Raw genomic sequence first — 17,727 nt, 5'->3', positions numbered from 1 at the left:
TCACTGCATGATTGATTATGCGATTTTCTCTTCTTCTATTTCTCTCTGCTCTTCGTATCGGTTTGCAATCATGACAAATGGCATATAGATTACAAAGGCGATGACGAGATTGATGATGGAAACTCCTACAGCACCCCATGAACCGTTGGTTGCAAGGAAGGCATTGAGAATTGGTGGAGTTGTCCAGGGAACACTGTTGACAATAGGTCCTGCAAATCCGATTTTTGCAGCATAGAAAGCTACAAGTGTCAGGATCGGCTGTACCAGAATGAACGGTATGAAGTAGACGGGATTCAGTACGATCGGAATACCGAACAGAACGGGTTCGTTGATCATGAATATTCCAGGTGGCAGTCCAAGCTTGGCAACCTCTTTCTGAGATTTCACCTTCGAAAACACCAGAATCGCGATGATCAGCGGAAGCGTAGCTCCGGAACCACCCATGAACACATAAGCATCCCAGGAACCTCTTACCCATACAGCAAGCTCATCTGCACCCGTTCCTACCGCTCTGATTCCATTGGAGAACTTTGTGATGTTCTCAATCCCCATGGTTCCATATACAGGGCTCATGATGGCCTCCAGCATATTGGCACCGTGCAGACCGAAGAACCACAGCAGCGGAATCAGCGTGGAAATAAAGACGATGGAAATGATGTTCTGACCTAGAACGGAAAGACCAGCGGCTATATTGGTTTCAAACCAGGTGAAAATATTCATGCCAGCTGCCACATTAAAGATGTAGGCAACCAGTGCCCAGAAAAACACTGCAATGAAACCAGGTATGACAGCAGAAAATCCTTTTGCCACAGCAGGTGGTACAGTATCAGGCATCTTGATGACCCAGTCTTTTCTGACTATGGCAAAATAGATTTCAGGAGTGATCAGACCAACCAGTAGTCCGATGAATATTCCCTGTGCGCCCAGAAAATTCGTCACCCATGAGGCTACGACTTCATTGTTTCTTGCTAGTGCACCAAGAAGCACAAAAGATGCAACGGAAATAAGTCCTGTTGATAACGGGTCTTTGTCTTCATTGACAGCTCTGTTGTAACCCATAGAGAAAGTAAGACCCAATGCGATGATTGCGAAAGTTCCACTTTCCATTAAAGAGAACAGTGGGGCAAGGTTGGTATTCGCCCAGACGATGAATGCACTTTCTTCCCCGATATAACTGGCAAGCAAGGACCATGGCACGAAAAACACATTGTTCAAGAGGACTGCAAAAGCCCCTACAAGGATAAGCGGCATTAGACTTGCAAAGGAATCACGTATGGCCACCAAGTGTTTCTGGCCACCGATCTTTGCAGCTACCGGCACAAATTTTTCTTCAAGAAAGCTGATAAAACGGTTCATGTTGACCTCCTTCTGTTATATGATTAATATATATTTCTCCTGAATTCATTGACGTCTCATGAATCAGGTTCCATATCGCTACTTCTGCTCTAATAGAGCAAGCGCCTGATTCAGGACCTTTTCCCCTTCCATTCTTCCATAAGCCAGCATATCGATGACATCCACCGGTACGTCCGCCAGCTTGACAAATTCATTCTTCATGAATCTTACCTGGGGTCCAAGTAAAACCAGATCCACATTCTTCAGTATTTTTTTGCCTTCTCCTGCGCTCAGCGCAAAAATTTCAGCATCAATCCCTTTTCCTTCAGCTGCTTTCTTCATTTTTGTCACCAGAAGACTGGTGGACATACCTGCAGAACAAACTAATAAAATTTTCATGATTCCTCCTTAAACATACAATCGATTACAACAGATTTAAAAAATGAATACCAATAAATTCATTGGTACAACTTTATGATTTGATTATACAGAAGCAATTAAATATTGTAAATATAAAAACGCATAAAGTTTAACAAATGTGTATTTTATAAATTAAAAGCCTTATTACATAATAATTTAGAGATATTGATAATGGATTGCTCGTTTAATAAAAACATACGCAAAAAAATCAGATTTCATAATTCTTGAAAATAATTATTCCTATCACTATAATTTGTACCTATAATTTAGTATAATCGTATTAAAAAGTAATAATCATGGAAATGGAGGATTGAAAATGAAAACTTATAAAGTCGTGACCATCGGCGGTGGCTCCAGTTACACACCCGAACTCATAGAAGGTTTCATCATACGCTATGAAGAGCTGCCTGTAAGAGAGCTATGGCTGGTGGATATCGAAGAAGGCAGAGAAAAGCTTAAAATCATCACAGCGCTTGCCCGTAGAATGGTAAAGAAAGCTGGCCTTCCTATGGAGATCCATTCTTCTCTCAACCGGAGAGACGCACTGAAGGATGCTGATTTTGTCACTACGCAGCTGAGAGTAGGTGGACTTGAAGCCAGAGCTCAGGATGAATCCATCCCACTGAAACACGGACTCATAGGCCAGGAAACCAACGGGGCAGGTGGCATGTTCAAGGCATTGAGAACCATTCCTGTGATATTCGACATCATAAGAGACTGCAAAGATCTCTGCCCTGATGCCTGGATCATTAACTTTACAAATCCGGCAGGACTTGTCACCGAGGCTGTACTTAATCACTCGGACTGGGATCGATTCATCGGTGTGTGCAATCTGCCTTTCGGCATGGAGATGGGCGTCTCGAAAATCCTTGAAGTGGAGAAGGAAAGAGTCCGAATTCATATGGCAGGCCTGAACCATATGGTCTTCGGTCTTGATGTATTTCTCGACGGAACTTCCGTGAAAAAAGAGGTCCTCGATCTCATGGTGACCCGGTCTAGCGCCCTGAACATGAAAAATGTCATGGACCTGCCCTGGTCACCGGAGTTCCTGAAGGGACTGGGTGCAATCCCCTGTGCATATCATAGATATTATTTCCAGAAGGAGGAAATGCTCGCTCATATGCTGGAAGACTTCTCTAAAGGAGCTTCCAGAGCCACCGAAGTCATGGAAGTGGAAAAAACTCTTTTCGAGAAATATAAAGATGCAAATCTGGCAGACAAACCGGAAGAACTGGAGAAGAGAGGCGGCGCCTATTATAGTGATACTGCATGCAACCTCATTTCATCCATCGCCAATGACACGGGAGATATTCAGGTGGTGAATACCCGAAACAAGGGGGCCATCTCTTCGCTCCCCTATGACTGTGCAGTGGAAATTTCGTCCCTTATCACAAAAAACGGCCCCATACCACTGGCTACCGGCGTTCTTCCAGTGGGTGCCGAGGGCATCGTACAGCAGCTGAAATCCTTTGAAAAACTCACCTGCAAAGCAGCCCTCAGCGGAAAGTATGAAGACGCTTTTGTCGCCATGGTCTCCAATCCTCTGGTGCAGAGCGAAAAAATCGGAAGATTGGTTCTTGACGAACTGCTTCTGGCTCATGAATCTTATCTTCCACAGTTCAGAGAGGTCATAGAAAACCTGAGGAATAAATCATGAGGCTCATCGTAAACGGAGATGATTTCGGATTCTCGCCCGGTCAGAATCTAGGCATCCTGAAAGCCCATCGGGAAGGAATTCTGACATCCACCACAGCGCTAGCCAACGGAGCCTATCTCGAAGAAGGTCTTAAAGAAGCGTCCAGATATCCCGGACTGGGAATCGGCGTCCATCTGACACTGGATCTAGGAAAGCCAGTCCTTTCACCTCAGGCTGTCCCTTCTCTGGTGGATGAAAAAGGATACTTCCGGAAACATCCAGAGCATCGGAAGATCGATCTCGATCCAGGTCAGCTCCTCCTGGAATGGACTGCTCAGATCGAAAGAATAAAAAGTCTTGGGGTGACCCCCACTCATCTGGACGGACATCATCATCTGCATCTTCATCGGGATGTCATGGGAATCACCCTGGCGCTTGCCGAAAAATATGATCTCCCCATCAGATATCTTCCCCTCTATCACGGAGAGGAGGAACGCGAACTGATCAGGAAGAAAAAGACTCAGATTCTTCATGGACTGGCTGATTTTTATCATGATGCCGTCAGCGAAGACTACTTTCTCCATTTCAGGAGCAACCATGACTTTCAGGAAGAGGATGTTGTCGAGCTCATGTGCCACCCTGCCTATATGGATGACATCATCTACACCGGAAGCAGCTATAACATCCATCGCGTGAAAGAACTGGTCATCCTGACTTCTGAAGCAGTGCAGGGCGCACTGCGCAATCAGAACGTTCAGCTTGGAAACGTACGGGACTTCAGAATGAATCTATAAGGGAAACGCAAGAGAAAATTAATAAAAGCGATCCGGACTGATCCGGATCGCTTTCTCATTCACAATTTATGCATCTTCACTATTTTATTCTTCTGTAGAGTTCTATGAACTCACGGGCCAGCAGCTTGAACATCTCAGCTGCCATCATCTGATCCTCCGCATGGACAAGTAGCAGATCCATTTCCACAGACTCTCCGCGCGCAACCTGCGTGATAAGCTCCCCATGAACCGCATGCCCTTCAAGAAGCATGGCTTCTCCATCTTCCATCAGTATTGCGGCTTCTTTGAATTTTCCCTTCTTCGCTTCCTGTATGGCTTCCAGAAAAAGAGATCTGGCAGCTCCATTTTTCGCGATCATCTCAAAAGAAACCTGATCGGAATGTTTCATCTGTTTCTCCCCCCATAGGCTCAGATTGCATCAACACGACAGGATAAGCAAAATACATCATTCGGATTTCTACTTTCTGTTTCTTTCCGCCCAGTTTACATGAAATCCTCTTCTGTATGCGAAAAGAGGTGCAATGATGCCCTGTCCCTGATTGATCAGCACAAAAGGATCTCTCAGAAGGATTCTTCCCAGGGCAACCAGGTCCGCCCGATCATGCTGGAGAATCTCTTCCACCTGTCCCACTTCCGTGATCAGCCCCACGGTAATTGTAGGAATCTGACACTTCTCTCTGATCACTTCCGAGAACTTCACCTGATATCCGGGATAAACCGTAATCTGCTGATTCGCGTCAAGACCTCCTGAGCTCACATGGATCATGTCAAACCGATCCTTCAGAAGATGGATGATCTCCACCATCTCATCCAGATCAATTCCCCCTTCCATATAGTCTGAAGCGGATACGCGAAGAATCACAGGGAAATCTTCCGGAACCACGGATCGAACCGTGTCGGCGATTTCCTGAATCAGCCTTACTCTGTTTTCTCTTGAACCACCGTATGCATCGGTTCTCTTGTTGGTCAGAGGACTCAGGAACTCATGCAGGAGATACCCGTGGGCACCGTGAAGCTCAATGAGCTCATATCCCGCCTCCACACTTCTTGCAGCAGCATCTCTGAACGCCTTTTTGATATGCTCGATATCTTCCGTCGTCATCTCCTTGGGCATCGGATAGGACGCACTGAAACGGATGGCCGACGGCGCCAGAGTGGTCAGCGATGAGATCCCGCATTTTCTGCCAGCATGACCCAGCTGGATTCCAATATGGGAACCATACTTCTTTGCCAGATCCACGATTCTTCGGTGTCCTTCGATCTGATCGTCTTTCCATAATCCCAGATCTCTTTCCAGAATTCTGCCCTCAGGCGTTACCCCCGTAGCCTCCACAATGATCAGTCCGATTTCCCCCAGAGCCGCATTTCCATAGTGGATGTAGTGGAAATCCGTGGGATGGCCATCTTCCGCCATGTTCATGCACATGGGCGGCATGACCACCCTGTTTTTCAGTGTCAGATTCTTAAGTTTATATTCACTAAATGTCTTCATAGATCAGCTGCAGAAACAGCTCCCCCTCAACTCCTCTTTGCTTGTCAATTCTGAATTTACTCACTTTCAATTCTACCTTTAAATATAGGCAAAGTCCACAAGACGGACATTCTTTTTCTCCCGCTCATGGACTTTCACTACTCAGTTCTCATTATGAATTTCTAGATTACTTAGATAGTTAATTAACAAACTTATAATATTTATCAAACTATTGTTAATAATTTACACCGGAAGCCCAATTCATTATATAATATTCGTAACACATCAATCACGAATTAGGGGGGAATACTAATGATGCTCGAAACAAACTTCAATCATGAGGCCGTCATGGAGATGGATCCTTTTATCCTACTGAGCACCATCAACACGAAGCTCAGAAATGATTACTCATCACTCAACGCACTATGCGAAAGGTATGACATCAATCAATCTGATCTGATCTCGAAACTCGGTGAATTCGGATACGAATACATCGGTGAGATCAATCAGTTCAGAATGCCCTGATCTTATCTTTCCATCAGATCATTGATGACTTCACCCGCCAGAATAATCCCTGCTGCAGGTGGAACAAATGAGGTACTCCCAGGAGTACTTCTTTTTTTGAGCATACTTACAGGACCATCAGTGGACTCCTGTCCTATTTCCATAGGAACCAGCGGCTTTTCCGTGGAGGAAATCACCTTCAGCGATCCGATGCCCCTTCTTTTCAGTTCCCTTCTCATGACTTTAGCCAGCGGACACATGGTGGTTTTCGTGATATCCGTCACGATGAGTTTTGTGGGATCGAGCTTGTTGCCCGTACCCATGGAGCTGATCACTGGAATCTCCTTTGCTCTGCAGTATTCGATGACCTGCAGTTTACTGGTCACCGTATCGATGGCATCGATGACGTAATCCGTGCCTTCTGGAATAATCTCCTCCATATTCTCCAGACCTATGAACGCCTTGTAGCCCGTGATTACGCAGTGCTTATTGATCTGCGAGGCTCTTTCTATGGCTGCATCCACTTTATATTTTCCGATATTGTCATAGGACGACAGAAGCTGCCGATTCAGGTTGGATAGGGTGAATATATCATTGTCCACCACCGTGAGGTTACCAATTCCACCTCGAACCAGTGTTTCAAAGCAGGTTCCTCCCACTCCCCCAAGACCCAGCAAAACCACTTTGGACTGATGGAGCTTCGTCAATTTTTCTTCTCCTATGAGCATTCCCGTTCTTCTTAATTCATGTTGCATAATTTCCATTCCTTTCATTTCAGACAACATATAATATAGTACAGATCCCCCTGATTTTCAATGGATTTCTCAAATTATCATGCAGAGAGATTCAAGAGTATCCAGCCTGCTGCATGTCGCAGAGAAATGGATGCATACTTTTTCCTGCCCAATGGACAGCACCTCCATCTTTCAATATAATGAAAGAAAACAAAAGGGTTCAAAGGAGAATTAAATGAATAAAATACTAGGAATCATCTGTGCCATGGAGGAAGAACTTGCCCCGTTGAAGAAAATCATGAATCTTAAGGAAACCAGAATCAAAGCCAGAATGGAATTTTTCAAAGGAAACATCGAAAATGTTCCCGTCGTCATGGTGGTCTCCGGCATCGGAAAAGTGAATGCAGCCCTATGCGCCCAGATCCTGGCCGATGACTATCAGGTGACCCACCTCATCAACGTTGGCGTCGCTGGAGGCGTCAAGGAAACCATCGTTCCCATGGATGTAGTAGTTGCCACATCACTGATCCAGCATGATATGGATGTGACCGCCTTCGGACTGAAACGAGGAGAGATTCCGAGATTCGAAACCTCTTCCTTCCTCACGGATGAAGCCCTCACCAGTCTTGCTCTTGCCGCATCAAGAAGCAATCACGACTATACCACCCATGAAGGAGTCATCGTCAGCGGAGATCAGTTCATTTCCAGCAAAGAAAAAATCATGGACCTGTCCGAAACCTTTGATGCTTCCGCATGCGAAATGGAAGGCGCCGCCATTGCTCAGGCAGCCTATCTCAATCATATCCCCTTCGCTGTCATCCGGGCCATTTCAGACAATGCCAGTACCGGTGCCAGCATGGACTATGAGAAGTTCAAGGACCTGGCTGTGGAAAACACCGTATCGATTCTACTGCACATCATCAGACACTTGTAGAAGAACCTTTCCACTCGTGCTCATAAATCATAGTAATACAAAATGGTCCTGAAGGAGATCTCCTTCAGGACCATTTTGTATTACTATAGATTGTAGATTTTGCTGTACTTCTCGTTCAGATACTGGAGGAAGTACTTCGCGTTCAGCGGTTCCCCTGTGATCTTCTCAATGAGAACCTTGGGCTCATAGGTTCCACCATGGCTATGCACGTTATCGGAAAGCCATTTGGTGATTTCACTGATCTTGCCGTCCTTAATCAGCTGATGATAGTCTGGAAGATCTCTGAAGATGCCCTTGTACAGCATCTGAGCTCCGTAGAGATTACCCAGCGCATAGCTTGGGAAGTATCCGATCATGCCGCCGGACCAGTGGACATCCTGCAGTACACCCTTGGCGAAGGTATCCGGTCTTACCCCCAGATACTCTTCATACTTGTCCGCCCACAGTTCTGGCAGTTCATCGAAATTCACTTCTCCATTGATCATCATCTTCTCCAGTTCATAGCGGATGATGATATGAAGACTGTAGGTGAGCTCATCTGCATCGATTCTGATCAGAGATGGCTTCACATCGTTCACCGCCTGGAACACATCAAATGGAGTAAGGTCTTTCAGTCCCTCGAAAGCCTTCACCATATTCGGATATTCGGCATCGATGAATTCCTGACTTCTAGCCAGAATATTCTCGTAGAATCTGGATTGGGACTCATGGATGCCCATGGATACCCCTCCACCGATATTGGTTTTTGTCAGATCGTCTGGGATATTCTGCTCATAAATGGCATGTCCTGTTTCGTGAATGGTGCTGTACATGGCGGTAAGGGGGTCTTCCTTGCTGTATGCAGTTGTGATTCTCACATCCTTGTTTCCGAAGTTTGTGGAGAAAGGATGCGCACTCTCTGCAATGGCTCCACGCTCAAAATCATACCCTAGTCTCTTGGCAAGCTCTGTGTTGTATTTCTTCTGTGGCTCGATTTCATACTCGCCCTTGAGCACATCCCCATCTATCCGGACATCGCTGGCATTGATCTTGTCGATCAGCTCAATAAGACCATCTCTCAGCTCTTTGAAAACCTTATCGATTTCCTTCACTGTGGCACCTGGTTCATACATATCCAGAAGCGCATCATAGGGAGTATCCTCATAGCCGATATACCCTGCAATCTTCTTGTTGAAATAAACGATCTTCTCCAGAATCGGTTTGAATGCTTCATAGTCATTCTTGCTTCTTGCATCTGCCCAGTAGTTTTCACCGGATGCCACGAGCTTGCTGTACTCAAGATATTCTTCCTCTGGAATCTTATTCATGAAATCCAGGGATTTCTTAGCAGCCTTGATCATGGCCTTTTCCTTGTCGTCCATTTCTTCCAGATGTTCATGGAGACCATAGACCAGATCATTGTATTCCTTGCTGGTTTCCAGATCATACATGAGTTTACTGAGGTATGCCATCACTTCAGATCTTCTCTCCACTCCCTTGGAAGGCATGATCGTCGCCATATCCCAGTAAAGGACACCTTGTGCATCTCCGATGTTCTTCATCTCTTCCTGAATCTCAAGAAATCTCTTGAATCCTTCTTTGTAGTTTTCCAAAATCTTCACTCCTATCTATTCCATATTTTTTGTCTTGTAATATCTTTCTATCATATATTCACGTTCCATGTCTATAGAACTGGCCAGCTCCAGAACCGATTCTGTTTCTCTGCAGTACTTAACTGTTATGCATTGCCCGAGATTCCTTGGACATCTGTAGCAGAGACAGGAGGGGTCATTGCCCTCACAGCTCTTCTGATATTCCGGACAGTGCTTGCAGTTTTCCGCTAATACATTTGCACTCAATAATTTTGCCCCCTGTATTTATCCATAAGCTTCTTCATGATTTCCGTATTGGATGGTGGTGTGTAGGTGATGGCATTGGCTCCCGCTTCGATGGTTTCCAGAATACTCTTCTCTGTTGGACCACCTGTGGCGATGATCGGAAACTCCGGATACTTTTCCCTGATCTTTCTCACGATCTCCGGTGTCTCTCTCGCTCCGGATACATTGAAGATCGTGGCACCGGATCGGATTCTTTCCTCGAAGTCGTCCAGTATGGAAATGACGGTGATGACGATGGGGATATCGATGGTATCCCTCACCCCTTGCAGTATATCATTTTTCGTGGGACTGTTCAGCACCACGGCAATGGCTCCTTTAAACTCCGCATCCAGAGCCAGATTGATCACCCTCTTGCCCGTGGTGGTTCCCCCGCCGACACCGCAGAAAACCGGTACATCCGATGCCGCAATGAGGCTCTGGGTGATGATGGGCTGCGGTGTAAAGGGATAGACACTCATGATGGCGTCCGCATTGGTATTCTTGATCACTGCCACATCCGTCGTAAAGAGCAGCGATTTGATTCGTTTACCGAGGATCACGATACCACTTGCCTTTCGTATCACTTCAGGCACTTCCAGCATGTGTCCTCGGAGGTTTGTGGTGATGGTCGGTGCAGGTCTCTTTTCCATATGTCCCTCCAGAATTCCATTCATTTTGAATTATTATATCACTAATCAAGCCCAGCGATATGAAGTTTTTTTCTGAAACTTCGGTCAGCCTTCCTCCCGGAATCGCACCGGAACCGGCTGCGTGAGATCAAGGGAATGTTCTGTCACTTTGCATTCATAAGCCATGACCATGACGCCATGCTGGCTGGCCTTGTAGAGCGTAGAGGAAAAGAGCGGATCCTTTTCATAGGCCGGTGAAAATTCTTTCATATTCGCCATCTGAAGTACAAAAAGCACTCCTGCCCCGTACCCTTCATCATAGGCATCCATCAGCTCATTGATGTGTTTTGTTCCTCTTTCTGTAGGGGCATCTGGAAAACTTGCTCGTCCTTTCTCCTCCAGTGTCACGCCCTTGACCTCCAGATAGAACTTCTCCCCTTCAGGACTTTCAAGGAGAAAATCGAACCTGCTCTTATTGTATGTTTTTTCTCTCTGTATGATGGAATATTTCCTGAGTTCCGGTATATGACCACATAGAAGAGCTTCCTCCACCACTTTATTGGGAATCTGAGAATCGATGTTGATCAGCGCTTCTCCCTTATAGGCTGCAATGAGACTGAAGGCGGTTTTACGCGCAGGATTGTCTTCTTTTCTCAGAATCACCGTTGCGCCCGGCAGCAGGATCTCCTGAACACGGCCCGTATTGGGTACATGGGTCATGATCACTTCTCCTTCATATTCCACAAACCCCTGAAAGCGGTTTGGTCTTTTCACAAAGGTGGCTCGAACAGTATCTTTTATGAATTTCATAATAAATTCTCCTTGAAATATGATTCACAGTATGCTTAGCAGCCATCAAATGTTATCCACAGAACAGTGGATGTTCTACTCCTTTTCCTGTGGATAATGTGGTTAAAACAGTGGAAACCCACAGAATCAATGCTGATGTTATCCACAGATTCTCATTATTGTCCACATTCTTTGTGTATAACTTTTTGACTGGGAATTCTCGAATGTCAACCCGTTTCATGAGATTTAACATTTCCATAATATCTACCCGCTATATCTTGTCTAAAACCTTTTCATTCAATAGGTAGCTGTAGCATTCATGCTATACCATTAATCTTAATAATTCCTTTGCAAAGTTCCGTGAATCTCCGAACGCCATGAATAACAGGCACAACCTGTTCATATATTCTTCATGATAGGGCTCTCAATTCACTGATTGTCAAAATATATCACTTCCGGAAAATGGTATAATTAGAGTAATCAGAATCATGAAAGCAGTAAGACTGTGTGTGTAAAAATCATAGCATAGGAGAGAGTTAGATATGAAATGGAAAGGTAGAAGAAGCAGCTCCAACGTGGAAGATCGAAGAGGCCGCACTAGGTCCGGCATGGGTGGAGGCATCGGCGGAAAAAGCATCATGGGTGGTGGATTCGGAATCATCCTTATCATCATCATCGCTCTGCTTGGTGGAGACATCGGATCTTTTCTCAACCCCAACCCCGGTGTCGTGAACCCTGGTACCCAGGCGCCTTATGAAAGCACCCAGCAGGAAGACGAGCTGGCAGAATTCGTGTCTGTGGTTTTAGCGGATACGGAGGATGTCTGGACTGAGATCTTCAGAGAGAACGGCGGCACCTATCAGAAACCGACGCTGGTTCTCTTCAATGACAGTGTCCAGTCTGCCTGCGGCGTGGCAGGCTCATCCACCGGCCCCTTCTACTGCCCGGCGGATCAGAAAGTGTATATCGATCTTGAATTCTACCAGCAGCTGAGTCAGCGGTTCGGCGCACCGGGAGATTTCGCCATGGCCTATGTGGTGGCTCATGAAGTAGGCCACCATGTGCAGACGCTCCTCGGCATTTCTCAGCAGGTCCAGGATCTTCGCGGCAGAGTCAGTGAAACGGAATACAATACCTATCTCGTTCGTCTGGAACTTCAGGCGGATTATCTGGCAGGTGTCTTTGCCCACTATGTGCATGGCAGAGGCTATCTGGAAGAAGGGGATCTGGAGGAAGCCATCAATGCAGCCAATGCCATCGGAGACGACCGTCTCCAGAAGCAGTCTCAGGGATATGTGATTCCTGACACCTTCACCCATGGCACATCCGAGCAGCGGATGAGATGGTTCAAAAGAGGTTTCCAGTATGGTGATCTGGAACATGGGGACACCTTCAACACAAATGATCTCTGATGGGAAGCGGTACTTGAAGCCTTCCCTTATGAATAAGCAGAGGCCTGAAACATCACACTGCGATGTTTCAGGCCTTTCTGCTACCCATATGGACTTTCTCTACATGAAGCAGACCCACGGTTTTCACTACTCGAAATGCACTTCGCTGTCGTTTCTCATGATCTGAATGAACGTCTTTCCGGGTTCGAATGGAATCTCATTACCCTCTTCATCAAAATATCGGGTCATGACTCCTTCATCCCTTCTTTCCCAGGTTCCCTTCTTCATGACGCCATCAATGAAATACTCCGCGTCTCCCGTACCAACGAGATCCATATTGGTATACACTGTTCCCGTCACATGATAGTGATTGGTGTGCTGGACAATGATATTCTTCACCGCGATCTGCTCATCGGATTCCTTATCCATCATAGGCTTCCCGTTGATGAAACGAAGATACTCCGCTCTCTCCTCATCGTATTCATAAGTGACCTTGTTGTCGCTTCTGTAGGAAAGGGATACCTTCACCGCACGCTCTCCGTCTACTCCCGCCCCATCGGCATAATAAAGCGTTCGATCATACGGTTCGAAGTCATAGGCCTCTTCCATGATCGTGTCCAGATTAGTGTAGGCATTATGCGGCGCTTTTCTATCCGCTGATCTGGAGAATCCAATGGTATCTCTCATTCCATCCACTCTTCTGGCTGTGATGTCAAGGTCACGCATCCAGTTGTAGATGTTCTGTCCCTCCGGCGTGGAACCACCATAGAATACATACAGATAATTCCATTCGCTCCACAAAAACATATGCTGTTTTCTGGCACTTCTGACCGGACCCACCTTTTCCGGATAACTTCCATGGAAAAAGGCCGTGAGCCTTGTGATGGTGCTTTCCACTTCCATCTCATAGATCAGACCCGCTTCCGCCAGACCGCTGTGAGGCCTTGCAGCTTCCGTATTCTCGATCTGAACCATGATGACTTTACCGTCACCCTCATAAGGAAGACCTGTCAGTGGAGACAGACCAGGCTGTGGTGAGTCGTAGTGATGCTTTTCTCTCACTTCTGGCTCCTCCACCGGCTCTTCCACCGGTTCTTCTTCCGGTTCTTCTTCGGCAGGCGTCTCCACCGGTGTTTCCATGGGTCCCTCCGGCACCTCCTCTTTGCCGCAGGCTGATAACCCTACGGACAGCAACAGAACAGATACAATGATTGCGATTTTCTTCATACTCATCCCCCAAGATTTAAATCATACTCTGATTTTACCATATCTTCCTTCAAACAGCTTTGTACAAATGACGAAATCTTCAAAATCATTTGTTTAACTTCAGTTCCAACCTTATAATGGAACTAATAAGGAAGTTGGAGCGTGATAATTTTGAGTTATAACAAAACAATGGAAACCTTCCCCAGCAGCAACGGTCTCTTTGATATCCACTATTATATCTATACGCCCAAGAAACCTGTTCGTTTCGTGCTTCAGATTACCCATGGGATGTGTGAATACATCGAAAGGTATGAGGGATTCATCAAGTATCTTTCCAGAGAAGGTGTACTGGTCGCCGGTCATGACCATGCGGGCCATGGCAGAAGCATCCGCACTCTGGATGATTTAGGCTATTTCTCAGAGGATGCAACGGACCTGACACTGGTCAAGGATCTGAAGACCATGACCGATCTTTTATCTGAGCGCTATGCTGAGCTACCTCACTTCATACTGGGACACAGTATGGGTTCTTTTGTCCTGCGAAAATATCTCATGAGATTCGGCAGAAGCCTGTCCGGAATCTTCATCAGTGGAACCGGTGGTGCAAATCCAGGTGTCGTCCCCGGCATCACCCTTGCAAAATCCATCTCCGCCGTGAGAGGCGAGAAGCATCGAAGCACACTGTTTAATTCCATCTTCTTCAATGGCTTCAACAAGAATTTCCAGGATGAGAAGAATAAATTCTCCTGGCTCACAAGAGATGAGAAAGTTGTAGCTGCATACCATAAAGATCCGAAATGCAATTTCGTATTCACCATGAACGGCTTCAAGGGATTTCTTGAAATCATGAAAGATGTCACTTCTGATGAATGGGCTGCGCAGATGCCCAAGGAAGTACCTGTACATCTTTTCAGTGGAAAAAACGATCCTGTAGGAAGCTACGGAAAAGGCGTGACGGAAACATTCAACCGGCTCCTCGATACCGAGGTCAAGACTGTGACCATGAAGCTCTATGAGGATGGCAGGCATGAGATGCTTAATGAACTCAACCGAAAGGAAGTCTATCAGGATCTTCTTATGAAGATAGAGGAAATGGTGGCTCTGAATGAGATCCAATGAAAACACTGCCCTCTATGCGAATCGCATAGAGGGCAGTGTTTCTCTTTATTCATTTGTCAGGGACTCTATTTTCTTCTTCTCCTTGAAGTATCTCCTTATGGAATCAATGGTGTATTCCTCGATTCTCGTGAAATGGGATTTCTGTCTATAGGTCATGACCACCTGCCAGGAAATGGGTTTTTCAAAGGGGACTTCCCTCACATCCCTGAAGGAGAAGTGTTCCTTGATGGGCGCAGGGAGAATGGTGATGAAGCTGGAGGTTCTTGTGACTTCCAGAAGAAAGTCCCAGGAACCCGACATCAGCGAAATCTTCGGTTCCATCTTTATGGATTTGAACTTACCCATGAGCTGATGGTGAATCATGAAGGTCTCATTGAAGACCGCCAGATCTTTCCCTCTGAGATCTGTCCATGCTATGGTCTTATTCACCGCCAGTGGATTGTCTGTGCTCATGAATGCGCTGAGTTCATCCTCTCTTATGATCTCCTCTTTGAAAAGCAGTTCGTTGAGATTTGTCGGATGAAGAAGTACAGCGAGATCCAGTTCATCCAGAAGAAGCATTCGTCGAAGCTCAAAAGCCCCCTTCTCCACAATGATGAACCTTATATCTGGGTTCAACCTTATGAGATCTGCCATGACCTCAGTGAACAATACAGTCAGAATCAGTGGCGGGATCCCGATCTTCACGGTTCCCTTGATAAGACTTCCATGTTCACGGAACTCACTCATGAGCGTATCATGCTTCTCGATGACAATCAGCGCATTGGCATAGAAGTTTTCGCCCGCAGGAGTCAGTCTTGTTAGTCTTCCGTGATTTCGTTCAAATAGCCGCACCTTCTCTTCCTCTTCAAACTTGATGATGTATTTCGACAGAGCAGGCTGGCTGATGTGCAGCTTTTTGGATGCGATAGAGAGATTCAGATCATTCTCCACAATGGCAATGAAATATTTCAGCTGGTTGATATCCATGACAGACCTCCTTGCATATCATTCTGCCCTCATTATATCATTTTCTTATAACTTCCCGTTATAGGAAATATGAAGGATTGCAATTAGACAAAAGCATCACAAAGAAATAGAATCAGAGTGTAATCGTATACGTAAAATCAGAAATAGAATCAGGAAGAAAGATTTGGAGGTAAATATGAGCAAGCTGATCTCAATACAGGATGCTGCATCAAAAATCAAAGATGGTGATGTCATCATGGTCGGTGGATTCCTCGGTGTGGGATGTCCCGAAAAGATCATCGATGCACTCTGCGAATCAGGCGCCAAAGACCTGACACTGATCTGCAATGATTCCGGATTCATAGATAAAGGACCCGGAAAACTTGTGGTGAACAAACAGTTCAGAAAGATCATCGCGTCGCATATCGGCACCAATAAGGAAACCGGAAGGCAGATGCTTGCCGGAGAAACAGAGGTGGTTCTCACCCCTCAGGGAACACTCATCGAGCAGATCCGCTGCGCCGGTTTCGGTCTGGGCGGAGTGCTGACAAGGACAGGTCTGGGGACAGAAGTGGAAAAAGGGAAAGAAAAGGTGATTGTGGATGGAGAAGAGTTCCTGCTGGAAAAACCTCTGAGAGCCGATGTCGCCATTCTCTTTGCAAATAGAGTCGATCATTTCGGCAACATGAATTTCCATGGTTCCACAAGAAACTTCAATGAAATCATGGCGACGGCAGCAGACCTTACCATCGTGGAAGCCGGTGAACTTGTGGAAGTGGGTGAACTACCTCCTGACCATGTTCATACCCCCGGAATTTTCATTGACTATATTGTAGATGGAGGGCATGCCTTATGATGGAGAAAAGAGAGATTCAGAACTATATCGCAAAAAGAGTGGCAAAGGAACTGCAGGAAAACGACGTGGTCAATCTGGGCATTGGACTGCCCACCCTGGTGGCTAATTTCCTTCCAGAAGGAAAGAACATCGTTTTCCAGTCGGAAAACGGATTCGTGGGTCTCGGACCTTCCCCCACGGAAGAGGAATTCGACCCCTATATCACCAATGCCGGTGGCATGCCTGTGACCATCCTCCCCGGAGGCGCTTTCTTCGACAGCGCGCTGTCCTTCGGCATCATCCGAGGCGGGCATGTGGATCTGACAGTCCTGGGTGCCCTGCAGGTGGATGAAAAAGGAAACATCGCAAACTATATGATCCCCGGAAAAATGGTGCCTGGCATGGGTGGCGCCATGGATCTCATATCCGGTGCAAAAAAGGTGATTGTGGCCATGGAGCATACTGCAAAAGGAAATCCGAAAATACTGAGAGACTGCACGCTTCCTTTGACAGCAAGAAATCAGGTGGATATGATCATCACTGAAATGGCTGTAATCGAAGTGACCGAAAAAGGTCTTCTGGTGAGAGAAATCAATCCGCTGTTCTCGGAGGAGGAAATCCAGAAACTGACGGAAGCACCACTGACATTTTCCAGAGATCTGATCTACATGAATGAAGATGAATTATCCGATGAAGGTGTAATCTGACATCGCACATAAAAAGCCGTGGAAAATCCTTCTTCCACGGTTTTTGCTTCGCCATAATGGATTTTTTCATCCTGTCCTCATCCTTTCTGAAGAGCAACACTCCATACGGACTGCTTCTGCATCCTGACGCAAAAAAATACACCTTCTGTGAAGTCCAGCGGGAAGTTCTTTGAAGAACTATCCTTGAACTCTACGAAAGATGTATTTATACTGGTGACCCCTAGGGGAATCGAACCCCTGATTCCAGCGTGAGAGGCTAGCGTCTTGACCGCTTGACCAAGGGGCCACAATCTGTCTACATGACCTTTAAATAATAGCACTCAAAAAATGACAAGTCAAGAAATTTCATAGCAGAACTGAAAAAACGGATAATTTATGAACCAATTGTAAATACTACTAATTAGTATTAAATTAACTCA

Annotated in this window: 19 protein-coding genes and 1 tRNA gene; 8 read left to right on the top strand and 12 right to left on the bottom strand. The window is 46.0% G+C overall.

What is annotated here, in order from left to right; translation table 11 throughout:
• Positions 1-15 precede the first annotated feature (15 nt).
• Both J3A84_RS05810 and J3A84_RS05805 read right to left on the bottom strand, forming a co-directional pair.
• On the bottom strand, positions 16-1,356 hold the full coding sequence (locus J3A84_RS05810; protein ID WP_207599056.1) for a PTS sugar transporter subunit IIC: 1,341 nt from the start codon (positions 1,354-1,356) through the stop codon (positions 16-18).
• 78 nt (positions 1,357-1,434) lie between these two features.
• Positions 1,435-1,737: a PTS sugar transporter subunit IIB gene (locus J3A84_RS05805; RefSeq protein WP_342590943.1), complete on the bottom strand. Its 303-nt coding sequence runs from the start codon at positions 1,735-1,737 to the stop codon at positions 1,435-1,437.
• A gap of 334 nt (positions 1,738-2,071) precedes the next feature.
• On the opposite strand from J3A84_RS05805, the gene J3A84_RS05800 reads away from it, so the two are divergent.
• Positions 2,072-3,412, top strand: a complete 1,341-nt coding sequence (locus J3A84_RS05800) for a 6-phospho-beta-glucosidase (protein ID WP_207599054.1) — start codon at positions 2,072-2,074, stop codon at positions 3,410-3,412.
• Positions 3,409-4,185: a ChbG/HpnK family deacetylase gene (locus J3A84_RS05795; RefSeq protein WP_207599053.1), complete on the top strand. Its 777-nt coding sequence runs from the start codon at positions 3,409-3,411 to the stop codon at positions 4,183-4,185. The genes J3A84_RS05800 and J3A84_RS05795 overlap by 4 nt, the downstream gene beginning before the upstream one ends.
• Positions 4,186-4,264: 79 nt before the next feature.
• On the opposite strand, the gene J3A84_RS05790 is transcribed toward J3A84_RS05795, so the two are convergent.
• Both J3A84_RS05790 and J3A84_RS05785 read right to left on the bottom strand, forming a co-directional pair.
• A complete protein-coding gene (locus J3A84_RS05790; RefSeq protein ID WP_207599052.1) occupies positions 4,265-4,573 on the bottom strand; it encodes a PTS sugar transporter subunit IIA in 309 nt (102 codons plus the stop codon).
• A 69-nt stretch (positions 4,574-4,642) separates the two neighbouring features.
• A complete protein-coding gene (locus J3A84_RS05785) occupies positions 4,643-5,677 on the bottom strand; it encodes an NADH:flavin oxidoreductase/NADH oxidase (protein WP_207599051.1) in 1,035 nt (344 codons plus the stop codon).
• Positions 5,678-5,968: 291 nt separating this feature from the next.
• Between J3A84_RS05785 and J3A84_RS05780 the strand changes: the two genes are divergently transcribed.
• On the top strand, positions 5,969-6,181 hold the full coding sequence (locus J3A84_RS05780) for a DUF4250 domain-containing protein (protein ID WP_242694029.1): 213 nt from the start codon (positions 5,969-5,971) through the stop codon (positions 6,179-6,181).
• A 2-nt stretch (positions 6,182-6,183) separates the two neighbouring features.
• Here J3A84_RS05780 and J3A84_RS05775 read toward each other — a convergent pair whose 3' ends face one another.
• A complete protein-coding gene (locus J3A84_RS05775; protein ID WP_207599097.1) occupies positions 6,184-6,918 on the bottom strand; it encodes a ThiF family adenylyltransferase in 735 nt (244 codons plus the stop codon).
• Positions 6,919-7,129: 211 nt separating this feature from the next.
• Between J3A84_RS05775 and J3A84_RS05770 the strand changes: the two genes are divergently transcribed.
• A complete protein-coding gene (locus J3A84_RS05770; protein WP_207599050.1) occupies positions 7,130-7,828 on the top strand; it encodes a 5'-methylthioadenosine/adenosylhomocysteine nucleosidase in 699 nt (232 codons plus the stop codon).
• 83 nt (positions 7,829-7,911) lie between these two features.
• On the opposite strand, the gene J3A84_RS05765 is transcribed toward J3A84_RS05770, so the two are convergent.
• From J3A84_RS05765 to sfsA, 4 genes are all read right to left on the bottom strand, one after another.
• On the bottom strand, positions 7,912-9,420 hold the full coding sequence (locus J3A84_RS05765; protein WP_242694022.1) for a carboxypeptidase M32: 1,509 nt from the start codon (positions 9,418-9,420) through the stop codon (positions 7,912-7,914).
• A gap of 15 nt (positions 9,421-9,435) precedes the next feature.
• Complete coding sequence (locus J3A84_RS05760; protein WP_207599102.1) at positions 9,436-9,666, bottom strand: hypothetical protein; 231 nt, start codon at positions 9,664-9,666, stop codon at positions 9,436-9,438.
• Positions 9,663-10,346: a beta/alpha barrel domain-containing protein gene (locus J3A84_RS05755; RefSeq protein ID WP_425350730.1), complete on the bottom strand. Its 684-nt coding sequence runs from the start codon at positions 10,344-10,346 to the stop codon at positions 9,663-9,665. The genes J3A84_RS05760 and J3A84_RS05755 overlap by 4 nt, the downstream gene beginning before the upstream one ends.
• Positions 10,347-10,418: 72 nt before the next feature.
• Positions 10,419-11,123: a DNA/RNA nuclease SfsA gene (gene sfsA / locus J3A84_RS05750; protein WP_207599048.1), complete on the bottom strand. Its 705-nt coding sequence runs from the start codon at positions 11,121-11,123 to the stop codon at positions 10,419-10,421.
• Positions 11,124-11,644: 521 nt separating this feature from the next.
• On the opposite strand from sfsA, the gene ypfJ reads away from it, so the two are divergent.
• Positions 11,645-12,514, top strand: coding sequence for a KPN_02809 family neutral zinc metallopeptidase (gene ypfJ, locus J3A84_RS05745; protein ID WP_207599047.1), 870 nt, complete (start codon positions 11,645-11,647; stop codon positions 12,512-12,514).
• 126 nt (positions 12,515-12,640) lie between these two features.
• Here the strand turns inward: ypfJ and J3A84_RS05740 are convergent, their stop codons facing one another.
• On the bottom strand, positions 12,641-13,720 hold the full coding sequence (locus J3A84_RS05740) for a DUF3048 domain-containing protein (RefSeq protein ID WP_207599046.1): 1,080 nt from the start codon (positions 13,718-13,720) through the stop codon (positions 12,641-12,643).
• A 150-nt stretch (positions 13,721-13,870) separates the two neighbouring features.
• On the opposite strand from J3A84_RS05740, the gene J3A84_RS05735 reads away from it, so the two are divergent.
• A complete protein-coding gene (locus J3A84_RS05735; protein ID WP_207599045.1) occupies positions 13,871-14,818 on the top strand; it encodes an alpha/beta fold hydrolase in 948 nt (315 codons plus the stop codon).
• A gap of 45 nt (positions 14,819-14,863) precedes the next feature.
• Here J3A84_RS05735 and J3A84_RS05730 read toward each other — a convergent pair whose 3' ends face one another.
• Positions 14,864-15,787, bottom strand: coding sequence for a LysR family transcriptional regulator (locus J3A84_RS05730; RefSeq protein WP_207599044.1), 924 nt, complete (start codon positions 15,785-15,787; stop codon positions 14,864-14,866).
• A 175-nt stretch (positions 15,788-15,962) separates the two neighbouring features.
• On the opposite strand from J3A84_RS05730, the gene J3A84_RS05725 reads away from it, so the two are divergent.
• Positions 15,963-16,622 (top strand): CoA transferase subunit A, encoded by a 660-nt coding sequence (locus J3A84_RS05725; RefSeq protein ID WP_207599043.1) that lies wholly within the window; start codon positions 15,963-15,965, stop codon positions 16,620-16,622.
• Positions 16,622-17,308 (top strand): 3-oxoacid CoA-transferase subunit B, encoded by a 687-nt coding sequence (locus J3A84_RS05720; RefSeq protein ID WP_207599095.1) that lies wholly within the window; start codon positions 16,622-16,624, stop codon positions 17,306-17,308. Before J3A84_RS05725 ends, J3A84_RS05720 begins: the two co-directional genes overlap by 1 nt.
• Positions 17,309-17,519: 211 nt before the next feature.
• Here J3A84_RS05720 and J3A84_RS05715 read toward each other — a convergent pair.
• Positions 17,520-17,594: transfer RNA gene (locus J3A84_RS05715), tRNA-Glu, on the bottom strand.
• Between the last annotated feature and the right edge of the window lie 133 nt (positions 17,595-17,727).

The organism is Proteiniclasticum aestuarii (genome assembly GCF_017368455.1).
In the GTDB taxonomy this organism is placed as follows: domain Bacteria; phylum Bacillota; class Clostridia; order Clostridiales; family Clostridiaceae; genus Proteiniclasticum; species Proteiniclasticum aestuarii.
Note: the sequence above shows the minus strand (reverse complement) of the source record. Positions and strands in the feature narration are given on the sequence as shown.

Excerpts from the sequence above, each read along its gene's own strand:
- J3A84_RS05810 (WP_207599056.1), bottom strand. The coding sequence starts at position 1,356 with ATGAACCGTTTTATCAGCTTTCTTGAAGAAAAATTTGTGCCGGTAGCT.
- J3A84_RS05800 (WP_207599054.1), top strand. The coding sequence starts at position 2,072 with ATGAAAACTTATAAAGTCGTGACCATCGGCGGTGGCTCCAGTTACACA.
- J3A84_RS05795 (WP_207599053.1), top strand. The coding sequence starts at position 3,409 with ATGAGGCTCATCGTAAACGGAGATGATTTCGGATTCTCGCCCGGTCAG.
- J3A84_RS05790 (WP_207599052.1), bottom strand. The coding sequence starts at position 4,573 with ATGAAACATTCCGATCAGGTTTCTTTTGAGATGATCGCGAAAAATGGA.
- J3A84_RS05785 (WP_207599051.1), bottom strand. The coding sequence starts at position 5,677 with ATGAAGACATTTAGTGAATATAAACTTAAGAATCTGACACTGAAAAAC.
- J3A84_RS05780 (WP_242694029.1), top strand. The coding sequence starts at position 5,969 with ATGATGCTCGAAACAAACTTCAATCATGAGGCCGTCATGGAGATGGAT.
- J3A84_RS05770 (WP_207599050.1), top strand. The coding sequence starts at position 7,130 with ATGAATAAAATACTAGGAATCATCTGTGCCATGGAGGAAGAACTTGCC.
- sfsA (WP_207599048.1), bottom strand. The coding sequence starts at position 11,123 with ATGAAATTCATAAAAGATACTGTTCGAGCCACCTTTGTGAAAAGACCA.
- ypfJ (WP_207599047.1), top strand. The coding sequence starts at position 11,645 with ATGAAATGGAAAGGTAGAAGAAGCAGCTCCAACGTGGAAGATCGAAGA.
- J3A84_RS05740 (WP_207599046.1), bottom strand. The coding sequence starts at position 13,720 with ATGAAGAAAATCGCAATCATTGTATCTGTTCTGTTGCTGTCCGTAGGG.
- J3A84_RS05730 (WP_207599044.1), bottom strand. The coding sequence starts at position 15,787 with ATGGATATCAACCAGCTGAAATATTTCATTGCCATTGTGGAGAATGAT.
- J3A84_RS05725 (WP_207599043.1), top strand. The coding sequence starts at position 15,963 with ATGAGCAAGCTGATCTCAATACAGGATGCTGCATCAAAAATCAAAGAT.
- J3A84_RS05720 (WP_207599095.1), top strand. The coding sequence starts at position 16,622 with ATGGAGAAAAGAGAGATTCAGAACTATATCGCAAAAAGAGTGGCAAAG.